Here is a 14,017-nt window from a genome sequence, read left to right on the forward strand (position 1 = left end):
ATCTCTTGAAAATATTTCCTGGGAAATATTTATTGAATTGTAATATCGCCAGAATCGCTTTCTGCTTTTAACAAGTGCTGGGCATGAGCATTCTTTTTAAAGCTTCCGTTTTCAACATTTTTATCAAAGAAATCAATGTCACCACTATCGGCTTCTAAATCATAACCATCAAATGGGGTATGGCTAATGTTAATATCGCCGCTATCGGTTTCTATATCTGCACGGGCAATTTTACTGTTAGTGATATTAATATCGCCACTGTCTGCTTCTAGTTTAGCTTTACGTACAACATTTGCTTTTATAATGCTTATATCGCCTGCATCGTTTTCAACAGATAAATTATTTAATTTACCAGCTGGAATGATAATCGTTAATTTAGTAGCTGAAGTTGAAATAGTAGATGGCATTTTTTTCTTTTGATCAATTATCAACGTACCATTATTAATTTTTACCTCTGGCTTTAATTTACTACCACCATGATAAAGAACTTTGAAACTTTTACCGGACCTGATTGTTACATCACTAATTTCTAAATTAGCTTTTATTCTTGAAAAAGTCTTTGTAGTCAAAGTCTTTTTAACAGTTTTTCCTGGATCATAAGACTTAGAATCTTGCTTGCTGCAAGCACTTAAAGCACCTATACCTGCAATAGCTAAGATAAATACTAAAAATAATTTTGTGATTTTTTTCATACAGAAGCCTTCTTTTAATTTAATGGGTGACGACTATTAAACATCTGATAAAGCATCACGCCAGTTGCTACGCTAGCATTAAGTGATTGCACATGCCCAATCATCGGAATAGTCAAAGTCTGATCCATCTGTTTAAGAAGCAGCGGGGAAATACCTTTTCCTTCGTTACCAATTACTAAAACTGTCTTTCCTTTTGCATCCCACAAACGATAATCAGTGCCACTCATTGCAGTACCAAAGAACCAGTAACCACGTTCTTTTAACCACTTAGTAGTTTGCACTAAGTTATTTACACGAGCTACTGGCACATGATCGATTGCTCCAGTAGATGTTTTAGCTACTACGCTTGTTAAGCCACTTGCTCTTCTTTTAGGAATGATCACTGCATCAACGCCAGTCGCATCGCAAGTTCTTAGAATTGATCCCAAATTGTGTGGATCTTCAATCGAATCTAGCATCAATAAAAACGGTTCTTTTCCTTCTTGGTCAAACTTATCAACTAGCTGGTCTAAATCAACATATTCAAATGAAGCAATAGACAATACTAATCCTTGGTGGTTAGCTGAATTAGTTAACTGATCAAGTTTGTTTTTAGGAGCATTTTGAATAACTAAATGCTTTTTACGAGCTAATTGATAAACCTGATTAGCAAAGTCTTCTTGAACTCCTTTTTGCAGAAAAATCTTATTAATTTTTTCAGCATCTTGAGTTTTTAAATAATCTATTCCGGCATGTCTACCGAAAACAAAATCTTCATTAATTGAACTCATCTTCGCTCGCGCCTCCGTGTTCTACTTGTTCAATGCACCACTGACAAATCTGGTCAACACGCTCATGCTCACCTAATAAATCTAGATAGCCAATTAAAGCTTCAAATCCCGTTGATAAACGATATGTCGTTAAAGATGTATTTTTAGCATGCGTATGACTTTTAGCATTGCGCCCTCTATGAAATACATCTAGCTCATCTTCACTCAGCATATCTTCTTGTTCCATCTTAGTAATTAACCAAGCTTGCGCTTTAGCTGAAACATAGTGCGTTGCATACCGCTGGAGCATTTGCGGCTTTACTATACCTCCTTTGACTAGGTGGCGTCTAATATAAACTTCGTAAACTCCATCGCCAAGATAGGCTAAGGTTAAGGCGCTCATGGTATATGGATTTCTTTTTTCTTCTTTTAAAACCTTAGGCTTAAGCACGATGCCACCTCGTTCCTTGAGGGGTATCTTCTAAAACTATCCCCAATGCTTTTAATTCATCACGCAATTTATCACTAGTTGCCCAATCTTTATCTTTTCTAGCTTGATCACGTTGGGAAACCATTTCTGCGATCTTTTGATCATCATCGCTTGCTTTATCTTCAAAAGCAACGCCAAAGATTAAGAGCCATTGTTTAAGTAAAATAGTAAATTCTTCTAATGTCTTTTTATCAACTTGGTCTTTTGGCAAATGAGAATTTACTTTAGTTACTAAGTCATACATTACGCTTAACGCATTTTGAACATTAAAATCATCATCCATTGCTGCAATGAATTCTTCTTTTGCCTGTTTTAAATCTTCTTCAAGTATGCGATCACTACTTGATTCAGTTTGATCTTTTAAGCGAGCATCGGTATTGCGCAAAACGTTTTTATAGCGTTCTAAAACAACTTGTGCTTGTCTTAAGCCATCTTCAGAGTAGTTAATCGGACGTCTATATTGCACGCTTGACATGTAAAAGCGCAAAACTTGTGGATCAACTTTTTGCAAAATATCATGTACCGTCACAAAGTTGTGCAACGATTTAGACATCTTTTCTTGCTTTTTGCCAACAGTTACAAAACCATTGTGAAGCCAATAATTGACAAACTTTTTGCCTGTCTTAGCCTCACTTTGAGCAATTTCATTTTCATGGTGTGGAAATTCCAGATCTTGTCCACCGCCATGAATATCGATTGTATCGCCTAAATATTTAGTACTCATAACTGAACATTCAATATGCCAACCTGGACGTCCCTTACCCCAAGGCGAATCCCATGCAATTTCATCAGCTTGCTTTTGACTTTTCCACAGTGCAAAATCAATTGGATCTTCTTTTTGGTCTTGTTGACTTTCATCCACATGTTCAGAAGCGCCTTCTTCAAGCTCTTCAATGTTTTGATCGCTCAATTTTCCATAATCGGAAAACTTTTTAGCGCGATAATAAACATCCCCGTCTACCTCATAAGCATAGCCCTTATCAATTAATGTCTGAATAAAAGAAATGATATCGTCTATTTCATGAGTAGCTCTTGGATGCAAAGTAGCCTGCTCGATATTTAAAGCCTCAGTGTCTTGCAGATATGCGTCAATAAAACGCTCAGCAAGTTTCGGGACAGTAATTCCTTCTTTTCTTGCTTCATTAATCATCTTATCGTCGACATCAGTAAAGTTAGAAACGTACTTAACTTGATAGCCACGATATTCAAAATATCTGCGAATTGTGTCAAAAGCAATTACGCTACGTGCATTGCCGATGTGGATATAGTTATACACAGTTGGTCCACAGACATACATGCTGATTCGTCCTTCAACTAAAGGCTTGAATTCTTCTTTTTGTCTAGTAAGGGTATTAAAGACTTTCAATTTTATCCCTCTTCTTTCTGGAACTTATCACAAGTTATATTCTAACAAAAAAAGCCACGCTTTCGCGTAGCTTTTAACTTTAGTTGATAAATTATAAGCCCAAGTCACTTAATTGCTTTAAAGTTAAATCTAAGTGCTTCTTAACTTTTTCTTTACCCATTAATTCCATAGCTTCACCAATACCAGGTCCAACCATTGAACGAGTACCAGCTATTCTAATTGGCATAAAGAGTTTTCTACCCTTAACGCCAGTTTCACGACGGGTAGCCTGAATTGCGTTCATTACTTGAACAGCAGTAAAGCGAGGGATTTCATCTAATTGCTTTTTGAATTCTTCAATTACTTTACGACCATCATCTTTTTTGATTTCTTCAATTTCTTCGTCTGATAAATCAGAAGCCTCATTAAAGAAAATCTTAGTATCATCAACAATTTGCTTAGTGTAAGACATTTGGACTGCGTAAATGTTAACTAATTGACGAATCCATTCCATCTTTTCAGGAGAGATATCTTTTCCAACAACTCCTGTTTCTTGCAAGTTATTCAATGATAAATCAAGTAAAGTATCACGATCAGCTTTCTTCATATATTGGTTGTTGATCCATTCAAGTTTCTTCTGGTCAAAAGCAGCTGGTGATTTTGACAACCGTTTTGGATCAAATGCTTTTATCAATTCTCTTTGAGAGAAAATTTCGCTTTCACCAACAGGTGACCAACCAAGTAAAGTAATAAAGTTGAACATTGCTTCTGGCAAGTAGCCAAGATCACGATATTGTTCGATAAATTGCAAAACTGATTCATCACGTTTAGATAATTTCTTACCAGTTTCTGAATTAATAATCAAAGTCATGTGACCAAACTTAGGTGGCTCCCAGCCTAATGCTTCGTAAACAACTAATTGCTTGGGAGTGTTAGCTACGTGGTCATCTCCACGAAGTACGTGAGTAATCTTCATCAAATGATCGTCAATAACTACTGCAAAGTTGTAAGTTGGCATACCGTCGCGTTTTTGAATAACAAAATCGCCACCGATAGTATCAGATTCAAATGAAACTTTACCCTTTACAATATCATCCCAAGCGTAAGTTCTATTTTCAGGAATATGAATTCTAACAACCGGCTTCAAGCCCTTTGCTTCTGCGGCTTCTTGAGCTTGTTTAATTTCATCAGCAGTCATGCCTTCATATTCATAAGTATAGTGTGGAGCAATTCCCATTGCACGTTGTTCTTCACGCTGAGCTTCAAGTTCTTCTTCAGTAGTGTAAGAATAATATGCCTTACCTTCATCAATTAATTGCTTGATGTATTTGTTGTAGATATCTTTTCTTTCAGATTGTCTATAAGGACCATAGTCTCCGCCTTTATCCGGGCCTTCATCCCAGTCAATGCCAAGCCAGTGAAGGTTTTCCATTTGAGATTTTGAACCACCTTCAACGTTACGTTTTTGGTCAGTATCCTCAATACGAAGAACCATTGTTCCTTTATTGTGACGAGCAAACAAGTAGTTAAATAATGCAGTTCTTGCGTTACCAATGTGCAAGTGACCTGTTGGACTTGGTGCATAACGTACACGAATTTTTTCTTTAGCCAAAATCAAAGCGCCTCTTTCAAAAATTTTAAATTTTACCTATTTAAGTTTAACTTTTAAGCACAAAAAGTTCAATCTATCCAAAGACAAGCTTTAAAGTTTGAGGTAAACTCGCTACTCCAATTACTTCAATCTCAGAATTGTTTTTAATTTTTGAAGTTAAATTATGCTTAGGTATAAAAATACGTTTAAAGCCTACTTTTTGAGCTTCCTTAATTCTTGCCTCAATGCGATTTACACGTCGCACTTCTCCTGTTAAGCCAATTTCTCCAACAAAACAATCTGTTGCAGGAATTTCTTGATTTTTATAACTGGATGCCACGGCCATTGCGATTGCAAGATCAATGGCTGGTTCATTTAGCTTAATTCCACCAGTTGCCGTCAAAAATGCATCTTGATTTTGAAGCATCAAATTGCCTCTTTTTTCTAAAACAGCTAATAACAAGGCAACACGATTATAATCTAATCCTGAAGTTGTTCTTTTAGCATAGCCAAAGGCCGTTGGCGTAACCAGTGCCTGAATATCAGCCATTAATGGTCTAGTTCCTTCTAAAGAAACAACAATTGCAGATCCCGTTGAATTAGGTAATCTTTCATCTAAAAAAATTGCTGAAGGATTAGTCACTTCGCTTAATCCTTCATTTTGCATTTCAAACATGCCAATTTCATTTGCAGCACCAAATCGATTTTTTACAGATCGCAAAATTCGATAAGAATGATGCCCATCGCCTTCAAAGTAAAGCACAGTATCTACCATATGCTCTAAAATTTTGGGACCCGCAATAGCACCTTCTTTGGTAACATGCCCAATTACAAAAACAGTAATTTGATCGTTTTTAGCAATTTTCATTAATTCACTTGTAACTTCCCTAACCTGTGAAGCAGAACCTACCATTGAGTCAAGCGATGGCTCATTCATTGTTTGAATTGAATCAATAACTAAAAATTCCGGCTTTAAATCATTAATTTGTTCACGGATATTATCCATATTAGTTTCTGGATAAAGCAAAATATTGCTTTGCCCTAATCCTAAACGGTCTGCCCGCATTTTTATTTGATTAGCCGACTCTTCCCCAGAAACATACAAAACTTTATGCCCTTGAGCTAAATTACTGCTTATTTGAAGCATTAAAGTAGATTTACCAATTCCTGGATCTCCACCGATTAAAACTAAAGAACCTGGTACAATCCCGCCACCTAAGACTCGATTTAATTCTTCATATGGGGTAACTACACGTTGCTCTTTTTTTGCTTTAACTGTTCCTAACTTAACAGGCTCATTGTTGCCAGTTGCAGTCATTAAACGTGAAGCAGTTGCCTTGGTAGAAACTTTTTTTACTTCTTGAGTTTCTTGTTCAAATTGATTCCAAGCACCGCAATTAGGACATCTACCTAAATAAGAAGCAGAGATGTAGCCACAGTTTTTACACTTGTAGCGCGTTTTTACTTTTGTCATTATTTCTCTCTTTTCAATCCAGATGAACCAAATCCACCTAATCTTTGACGCGGAACTGGATCATCGTTATCTGCTTTTAAATACTTGATAAAAATTCCTTGACCAATACGATCTCCCTTTTTGATATGTAAGGGACGTACGCCATAATTAATCAATTGTAAAAAGATCTCGCCTTCATTTTCACTGTTGTTATAATAATCGCTATCAATGACGCCAATACCATTAGGAAGAGCCATATTTCTTTTAAAAGTATTTGATGAGCGATTAGCTAAAATTAAAACTTCATCTTCAGGCATGTAAGCTTTAATGCCAGTTGGAACTAAGATAGGTTTTAGAATTTTTTCTGCTTTTTCTCGATCTAATTCATTTAATTCATGACCATTTCTAATTAAGCGGAATATTCTCACAAAATTTAAACACCAAATTGATGGTAAGACAACATCTTGTGCTGCTTCAAAATCATAACCAGCACTTTGGGCGGTTTGTCTTTTAGGAAGATTAATTCCTTGATCTTTGTATTTACTTACTACTTCAAAGCCACGTACACGCATTTTTTACTCCTTAAAACTTAACTACATTAAATTCTACCTTATTTGGCTTGTTTTAAAAATATCCCCATTTTCATTACACTAAAAATTATCATTTTTATTTTATTTTTTACTAGATAGACTTAACTTTTTTTATAGTATAGAATATTTAATGTAATCTTAATTTAGGAGGTATTTTAATGACTAAAGAAATATCAAACGATGCTATTTCAAAATTTGAAAATGACTTAGCTAACCATCCTGCTTTCAATGTTGCCAGTCATGCAGCTCAAGAAAACGGAATTTACAAGGCTAGTCAAAACTTACAAACTAAAATCGATTTAGATCCGACCTTCTCTATCGAAATCGAAACTGGTAAACCAGCTGATCAAAAACAATCTGGTCGCTGCTGGATGTTTAGTGCACTCAACACTATGCGTCACCCTCTACAAAAGAAGTTCAAGTTAAAGGACTTTGAATTATCTCAAAATTATACTAACTTCTGGGATAAGTTTGAAAAATCAAACTGGTTCTTTGAAAATGTAATTGCAACAGCTGATAAAGATTTAGGCGATCGCAAAGTTTCATTCTTGTTTACCACTCCACAACAAGATGGTGGTCAATGGGATATGCTTTGCGGCATTATTGAAAAATATGGTATCGTTCCTAAGAGCGTTTATCCTGAAACTGCCAACGCAACTAATTCAAGTGCTCTAAACGATACTTTAAACACTTTGCTTCGTAAAGATGGTTTAGAATTACGTGATTTAGTTAATGCAGGTAAATCTGAAGCTGAAGTTCAAGCAAGAAAAGAAGAAATGCTTAACGATGTTTTCCGCATCTTAGCTACTTCACTCGGTGTTCCACCAAAGAAATTTAACTTTGAATATCGTGATGACGATCAAAACTATCACATTGATCAAGACATCACTCCAAAAGAATTCTTTGATAAGTACGTAGGCATGGACTTAGAAAGTCACATTTCCACAATCAATGCTCCAACTAGCGACAAACCTTTCCACAAGGTGTTTTCTGTGGAATATTTAGGTAATGTTGTTGGTGGTCGCCAAGTTCGTCACCTTAACTTAAAAGTTGACGAAATGAAAGATTTGATCATCAAGCAATTAAAAGATGGTGAAGTCGTTTGGTTTGGTTCAAATGTTGTTAAAGATTCAGAACGTCGTGCAGGATTATTAGACACCAATCTTTACAGAAGAGACCAATTATTTGATGTCGACTTTAAGATGACTAAAGCCCAAATGCTTGATTCTGGCGAAAGCATGATGGATCACGCTATGGTTATTACCGGTGTTGATATTGTTGACGGCAAACCAACTAAATGGAAGATTGAAAACTCATGGGGTGACAAACCAGGATTTAAGGGATACTTTGTAATGAGTGATTCTTGGTTTGATTCATTTGTTTACCAAGCTGTTATCAACAAGAAATACTTACCAGAAGATCTTAAGAAGGCATTTGACGAAGGCAAAGAAAATCCTATTCAATTATTACCATGGGATCCAATGGGAGCTCTGGCTTTTAAGGATTAATTTATAATACTTATTAATAAAGGTAGTCAAAACGGCTATCTTTATTTTTTTTGCTCTGGTGTATACTTTTCATAATGACTACTTGGAGGATTGTTAAATGTCTTTAAAAAAGTATTTTAAATTTGTAGAAATTCAAACATCTGCCCTATCCATTTATGCTTATGCATTGGGTGCTGCATTTATCTTTTTTTATTTCAATCATTGGAACTTACTTAATTCTATAATCTTTTTTATTAGTGAAATGATTATGGATAACATGATAACTGCAATTAATAATGTCATGGATTATATTTTAGCAAAAGATCAAAAAAGCAAAGCTGAAAATGTAATTGCGAAAGAAAATACCTCACTACCTGTGGCTTTTACCTACATTACAGTTCTACTAGTCATTTCTGCTGCTTTAGGTTTATGGCTATGTTTTAGAACAAATTGGGTACTATTTTTTGCTGGTGGTTTATTATTTTTGATTGTTTTATCTTATACTTCTGGACCATTTCCTATCTCACGAATGCCAATTGGTGAATTTATATGCGGTATTGCACAAGGAATGGGAGTACCCTTCTTATTTGCTTATATTAACGACAATTATAAGCAAATAATGACCTTAGATTTCTTCAGACTTCATAATGGAAATTGGTCATTTAGCTTAAATGGCTCATTAACCACAGTTTTAGCCTTAATTGTAATTTGTATTCCGTCAATTTGTTACAACTCAAATGTGATGCTTGCTAATAACTTATCCGATGTTGAAGCCGACAGAAAAAATGAACGCGCTACTTTACCAGTAGTTTTTGGAAAATTCAAGGCTAACTGGCTATATCGCTTCTTTGGGTATATCCCGTTTTTGTTTATCGTGATTGCAGTAATTTTTAAAATGTCACCGATTTTATCATTACTAACTTTACTTACTTATCCAAAAATTCATAAAAATATTGAAGCTTTTATTGCCCATCCAAGCAAATCTGAAACATTTCCATTGGCTTTGCAAAACTATAAAATTTTTATTGTCGTTCAAGCAATTACAATTTTTCTAGGCACGTTAATTCATTTCTAAAACAAAAAAGCAGGAGACAGATTTTCACATCTATCTCCTGCTTTTGTCTTAAAATAATGGAGCATCTTTCTTACGCCAGCGATTACAATGAGCATCTAATAATTCTAGAATAATAAATAAAATAAAAGCAACAATGCTTAAAATTACGATTCCAGCATACATCTTTGTATATTCCATTTTTGACCATTCATCCATGATATAATAGCCCAATCCAACCTGTGTGCCATAGACTTCAGTCATAAATAAAATTGCAAACGAGGCTGACAATTCAATTCTTACCGCTGACAATGTTCCAGCAATCGAAGCTGGCCAAGTAACATATTTAAAAATTTGCCAATGGCTAGCTTTTAAAACATGCAAGCTGCTGTATAGATCACCTGGAATTTGTCTCACTTGATCTCTTACCGAAACAATTACTTGAAAAACATTAGCTAAAAACAGCATCCCTATTTTTGAGCTTTCTCCTAATCCAAGAAAAAGCATCAAAATAGGCAATAAAGAAATCTTCGGGATTGGATATAAAAAATACAGCATTGGATTGGCAATCCTACCAAATTTTGGCAAGCGCACAATCATAATCCCGATGATTACGCCAACTAACGTAGCTGATAACAATCCCCAAAATACCCGATAAACTGAAGCATAAATATCTAAGCTAATATTTTCTTTAAATAAAGAAGGAATTATCGCATAAACAGTAAAAGGATTTGGCAAGATATCTTTACTAATAGCAATCGCTGCTAAATACCAAATAATATTTAAAATAATTATTGCGATTACTAAGTTTCTTATTCGACGCGCCAAAGATCAATTACCTCCTTTTGAATATCAGCTAAAATTTTAGAAAATTCTGGATTATCTCGTCGATCTTTAGGATTGACCGATTTTAAAGGATTTTCTCTCAACTGGCCTGTTTTATTAGACAAAACAAATAATTGATCGCCAAAAATAAGTGCTTCTTCCAAACTATGCGTAATCATTAAAGTAGTAATTTGAAAAGTAGCTAACTGCTCTAATAACAGATTCTCTGCTGTTTGCTTAACAACAGTATCTAAAGCAGAAAAAGGCTCATCAAGTAATAAAATTTCTGGCTTTAAGCAAAAAGCTTTCGCTAAAGCTACTCTTTGCTTTTGACCACCACTTAATTCATTCGGAAATTTATGCTTAATATCGGAAATACCTAGCTTATTTTCTATTTGTTCAACTAATTCTGCTTGATTAGCATTCAATTTGTCATTATTTCTAATTTTTATTCCCAGGGAAATATTTTTATGAACATCAAACCAGGGCAATAATCCAAAATCTTGTGGTACCCAAGCAATGGTTTGTTTTTTCAAATTTAATTTATGCCCATCCCATAATATATCGCCACTATAGGAAATTAATTGGCAAATCGCTGAAATAAGAGTAGTTTTCCCGATTCCAGACGGTCCAATAATTGCAGTAGTTGCAGCATTTGGAATCGTTAAATTTATATTTTTTAAAATTAATTTGTTATTACGCTTAATAGATAAATTATTTAGTGTAAGCATTAGTCAACCGGCACAATATAATCAGCTGGATTTACTTTCTTAGTGAAAAATCCTTCTTCTTTAGCAAACTTCAAAACTTGTTTCATAGTCTTAACGCTTGGTGTCTTGGCCTTGTTATAACGTGGAAATTGCTTTGGCGCAGCTTTTGCTACTGGAGCAGGCAAAGATAAATCTTTTTCCATTACTTGCGTTAAAACATCAGGATGATCATTTAATTCATTTACTGCACGATTATATGCCTTTAAAAACTTACTCCTTACATCTTTGTCAGATAGCAATTTACCTTTAGCAGCAAGAGCAGTCACTTGGAAATCGGAACCACTTTGAGTTAAAATCTTGCATCCTTGAACTTTTGCTATTGTTAAGAAAGTTTGTGGTAAAACTGCAGCTGCAGCTTGGTTATTCTTAATCATTTCCAAACGTTGTGGAATTTGTGGCACATTAACTTGATCGACATCTTTAGGATTTACGCCATTTTGCTTTAAAGTTTTGTACATATAATACGATGTTACTTGTCGGGACATATTTGCTACTTTTTTGCCCTTTAAATCTTTGACTGATTTAACATTAGAATTCTTAGGAATTGCTACACCAAAACGACCAGTTAATTGTGTAATCAATTTCCAATCAGGCTTTTTAGAGCGCATATATGAAGTAAAAGACGTAAAATCTACTACAGCTGCATCAGCTTGACCCGCACTAGTAGCAGCGTCGCGCTTATTAGGATCTTTAAACAGACTAAGTTTAACGTCTAAACCCTCTTTTTTAAAGTATCCCTTATCTGCTGCTACATATAAAGGTGCGCTATCAGGTGCTGCCATTGTCGCAATGGTAATTTTGGTAGTTTTAGAATTTTGCGCACTTGAAGAAGTGCTGGAACTTTTACTTTCTTTTGGTGAACATCCAGCAGCTAATGCTACCACCCCCATTGTTAGCAACGCCGATATAACTATACGTTTTAATTTCACTTTATCTTCCTCCTAGTAAACATTTCTACTTTCTAAGTATCACACTTTTTCTATACGACGACAAGATAAAAAGTCTACAGCTTTACGCTGCAACCCTTTACCAAATATGTAATAAACGTGTTGAGTCTATTTTACTTAAATTGAATTGATGCACATGCTGCACCTGATTTTCTGGGAAGTCCTTTACAAAATCTGCCAAATTATACAATCCAGTTGAATAAGACCAGACACCTTTAACTTTTCTAATTGGATCCAGCATTTCATTTCTAATTGGGTATGCAGAAATCAAGAAATGCTTGTGGTGAAATTTAAAAACAAAATATGGAAGCTTAAAACCTTCAACCACTTCTTCAGGGGTTTTCCCTAAAGAAATCACATTGTGATATGTCCCAAATCTTTTATTAAATTCATCATTGAATGAAAAATAAAAATTAGATATATGCACATGTGGAAAATCTTCTGGCTTCACTTTATCAGGAACACAAATTACGTGAGAAAAATGATCTAGATTTTTCTCTTTTTGACTTAATGCTCGCTCCATTCCAGTTGGTAAAATCTTATAAGCCCATTCTGGAACTTCAGGGTGCTTTTCATATTCCTCATACATCATTTTAACAACTTCAGGTTTAACCCAGTCATAATGCATTCTAGTTTGATTTCTTCTTAACAAACTAGCTAAAGTATTATTTTGCATTAAATCAACTACAAATAACTCGTAGCGATACTTATCAACCCAAGGCTTAAAATGTTCAATCTGCTCAGGACTAACGTGAGTCCCATCAACAATGACAGTTTCACCATTGGCCATCTTATGCTCAACCAAGTTATCCACCATTTGCTGGGTTCGAACAGTGACATGACGTGGAATGACTTGGTGTAAAGTATCAGTGCCCTTCTCGTAATATACAGTTAAATCAGCTAACAATAAACGAATTTGATCACGAGAAATTGCGTAAGGCTGCAAATGATGGCGCGCAATAAATGAGGACTTGCCTGAACCGGGAGCACCTCTAAGTAAGAATATTTTACGCATACTTTTCTCCAAACTATGATTTAAGATCAATCAAATATACTCGTAAAAAATTCTACCATAAAATCACGCCAAGAACGAATTAATAAAGAAGAATGGTTAATCATTCTTCAAAATCTCTTTTTTGACAATATTCAGATTTTCATCAAATGTATAAACAATCGGTTGAGCATTTGGCACTTCCAGCTTAACGATATCAGTATCACTAATATCTTCAATTTTCTTAATTAAAGCACGCAAACTCGAACCATGAGCGACAATTAATTGATCACGACCAGCAAGCAGCTCAGGTGCAATATGATCAATGTAATATGGCATTAAGCGTCTTTGCGTTTGATGCAAACTTTCACCTTGTGGCATCAAGTGCATATCACAATTTTGATATCTGCGATCCTGAACTGGTTGAGCTAATAGCGGCGGTACGCTATCAAAACCTCTGCGCCATTTTAAAACTTGCTCTTTACCAAACACCTTACGAGAAACATCCTTGTTAATTCCCCTTAATGCCCCATAGTGACGTTCATTTAAGCGCCATGTCTTAGTAATCGGCAAATATAGAAAATCGCAAATATCGGCAATTATATTAGCTGTAATGATTGCACGTGATAAAACAGACGTATGAATATGCGTTGGAGCAAAATTTGAAATTTGAGCTACTTTTAATCCGGCAGATTTAGCCTGTTGGATCCCCTTAGCACTTAATGCAACATCATTCCAACCTGTGTAAACATTATCTCGATTCGCAATACTTTCGCCATGTCTAACTAATACCAGCTTTACCACTTTTCTTACCACCTAATGTACAAACAATAAAATAATACCAGAAATGGTTAAAATAATTCCCACAATTAAGTACGCAAGTAAAGCATTTCTTCTTTTCTTTAAAGCAAGAGATTTGCCGATAATTCTTTTGTTTAATTGATCGCGACGGTTAAATACAATCGCCAAATCATACAATCCTACAATAATCAAAATTATTGCTGCCCAAATACTTATTTTCATAGCTTTCCTCGTT

At 35.0% G+C, this 14,017-nt stretch carries 15 protein-coding genes; 2 read left to right on the top strand and 13 right to left on the bottom strand.

The genetic code is table 11. From position 1 onward, the window contains the following. Positions 1-29 precede the first annotated feature (29 nt). The 7 genes from BN55_RS01540 to BN55_RS01570 all read right to left on the bottom strand — a co-directional run bounded on the left by BN55_RS01540 (position 30) and on the right by BN55_RS01570 (position 6,892). Positions 30-692, bottom strand: a complete 663-nt coding sequence (locus BN55_RS01540; RefSeq protein WP_008469843.1) for a DUF4097 family beta strand repeat-containing protein — start codon at positions 690-692, stop codon at positions 30-32. A 14-nt stretch (positions 693-706) separates the two neighbouring features. Next, positions 707-1,462 (bottom strand): 23S rRNA (guanosine(2251)-2'-O)-methyltransferase RlmB, encoded by a 756-nt coding sequence (gene rlmB, locus BN55_RS01545; RefSeq protein ID WP_008469844.1) that lies wholly within the window; start codon positions 1,460-1,462, stop codon positions 707-709. After that, positions 1,449-1,892 (bottom strand): Mini-ribonuclease 3, encoded by a 444-nt coding sequence (locus BN55_RS01550; RefSeq protein ID WP_008469845.1) that lies wholly within the window; start codon positions 1,890-1,892, stop codon positions 1,449-1,451. The genes rlmB and BN55_RS01550 overlap by 14 nt, the downstream gene beginning before the upstream one ends. Next, entirely contained in the window at positions 1,885-3,297 is a 1,413-nt protein-coding gene (gene cysS, locus BN55_RS01555; RefSeq protein ID WP_008469846.1) for a cysteine--tRNA ligase, read from the bottom strand. Before cysS ends, BN55_RS01550 begins: the two co-directional genes overlap by 8 nt. Positions 3,298-3,388: 91 nt before the next feature. After that, complete coding sequence (gltX, locus tag BN55_RS01560; protein ID WP_008469847.1) at positions 3,389-4,888, bottom strand: glutamate--tRNA ligase; 1,500 nt, start codon at positions 4,886-4,888, stop codon at positions 3,389-3,391. A gap of 73 nt (positions 4,889-4,961) precedes the next feature. Then, on the bottom strand, positions 4,962-6,341 hold the full coding sequence (gene radA / locus BN55_RS01565; RefSeq protein ID WP_008469849.1) for a DNA repair protein RadA: 1,380 nt from the start codon (positions 6,339-6,341) through the stop codon (positions 4,962-4,964). Further along, positions 6,341-6,892 carry a dCTP deaminase/dUTPase family protein gene (locus BN55_RS01570; RefSeq protein WP_008469851.1) on the bottom strand — a complete coding sequence of 184 codons (552 nt, stop codon included), beginning with the start codon at positions 6,890-6,892 and terminating at the stop codon, positions 6,341-6,343. Before BN55_RS01570 ends, radA begins: the two co-directional genes overlap by 1 nt. 176 nt (positions 6,893-7,068) lie before the next feature. On the opposite strand from BN55_RS01570, the gene pepC reads away from it, so the two are divergent. Both pepC and BN55_RS01580 read left to right on the top strand, forming a co-directional pair. Continuing rightward, positions 7,069-8,418 carry an aminopeptidase C gene (gene pepC / locus BN55_RS01575; RefSeq protein ID WP_008469852.1) on the top strand — a complete coding sequence of 450 codons (1,350 nt, stop codon included), beginning with the start codon at positions 7,069-7,071 and terminating at the stop codon, positions 8,416-8,418. Positions 8,419-8,515: 97 nt separating this feature from the next. Then, entirely contained in the window at positions 8,516-9,472 is a 957-nt protein-coding gene (locus tag BN55_RS01580) for a UbiA family prenyltransferase (RefSeq protein WP_008469853.1), read from the top strand. Positions 9,473-9,520: 48 nt separating this feature from the next. On the opposite strand, the gene BN55_RS01585 is transcribed toward BN55_RS01580, so the two are convergent. From BN55_RS01585 to BN55_RS01610, 6 genes are all read right to left on the bottom strand, one after another. Further along, positions 9,521-10,276 carry an ABC transporter permease gene (locus BN55_RS01585; protein ID WP_008469854.1) on the bottom strand — a complete coding sequence of 252 codons (756 nt, stop codon included), beginning with the start codon at positions 10,274-10,276 and terminating at the stop codon, positions 9,521-9,523. Beyond that, positions 10,261-11,004 (bottom strand): ABC transporter ATP-binding protein, encoded by a 744-nt coding sequence (locus BN55_RS01590; RefSeq protein WP_008469855.1) that lies wholly within the window; start codon positions 11,002-11,004, stop codon positions 10,261-10,263. The genes BN55_RS01585 and BN55_RS01590 overlap by 16 nt, the downstream gene beginning before the upstream one ends. After that, a complete protein-coding gene (locus BN55_RS01595) occupies positions 11,004-11,972 on the bottom strand; it encodes an ABC transporter substrate-binding protein (protein WP_008469856.1) in 969 nt (322 codons plus the stop codon). Before BN55_RS01595 ends, BN55_RS01590 begins: the two co-directional genes overlap by 1 nt. A gap of 97 nt (positions 11,973-12,069) precedes the next feature. Next, a complete protein-coding gene (locus BN55_RS01600) occupies positions 12,070-13,005 on the bottom strand; it encodes an AAA family ATPase (RefSeq protein WP_008469858.1) in 936 nt (311 codons plus the stop codon). A 96-nt stretch (positions 13,006-13,101) separates the two neighbouring features. Next, the gene (locus BN55_RS01605; protein ID WP_040469111.1) at positions 13,102-13,785 is read right to left on the bottom strand and encodes a 2,3-bisphosphoglycerate-dependent phosphoglycerate mutase; all 684 of its coding nucleotides are present in this window, start codon (positions 13,783-13,785) and stop codon (positions 13,102-13,104) included. A 12-nt stretch (positions 13,786-13,797) separates the two neighbouring features. Beyond that, positions 13,798-14,004, bottom strand: coding sequence for a hypothetical protein (locus BN55_RS01610; protein ID WP_008469860.1), 207 nt, complete (start codon positions 14,002-14,004; stop codon positions 13,798-13,800). Positions 14,005-14,017: the final 13 nt, after the last annotated feature.

The sequence above is a fragment of the Lactobacillus hominis DSM 23910 = CRBIP 24.179 genome (assembly GCF_000296835.1).
Lineage (GTDB): Bacteria > Bacillota > Bacilli > Lactobacillales > Lactobacillaceae > Lactobacillus > Lactobacillus hominis.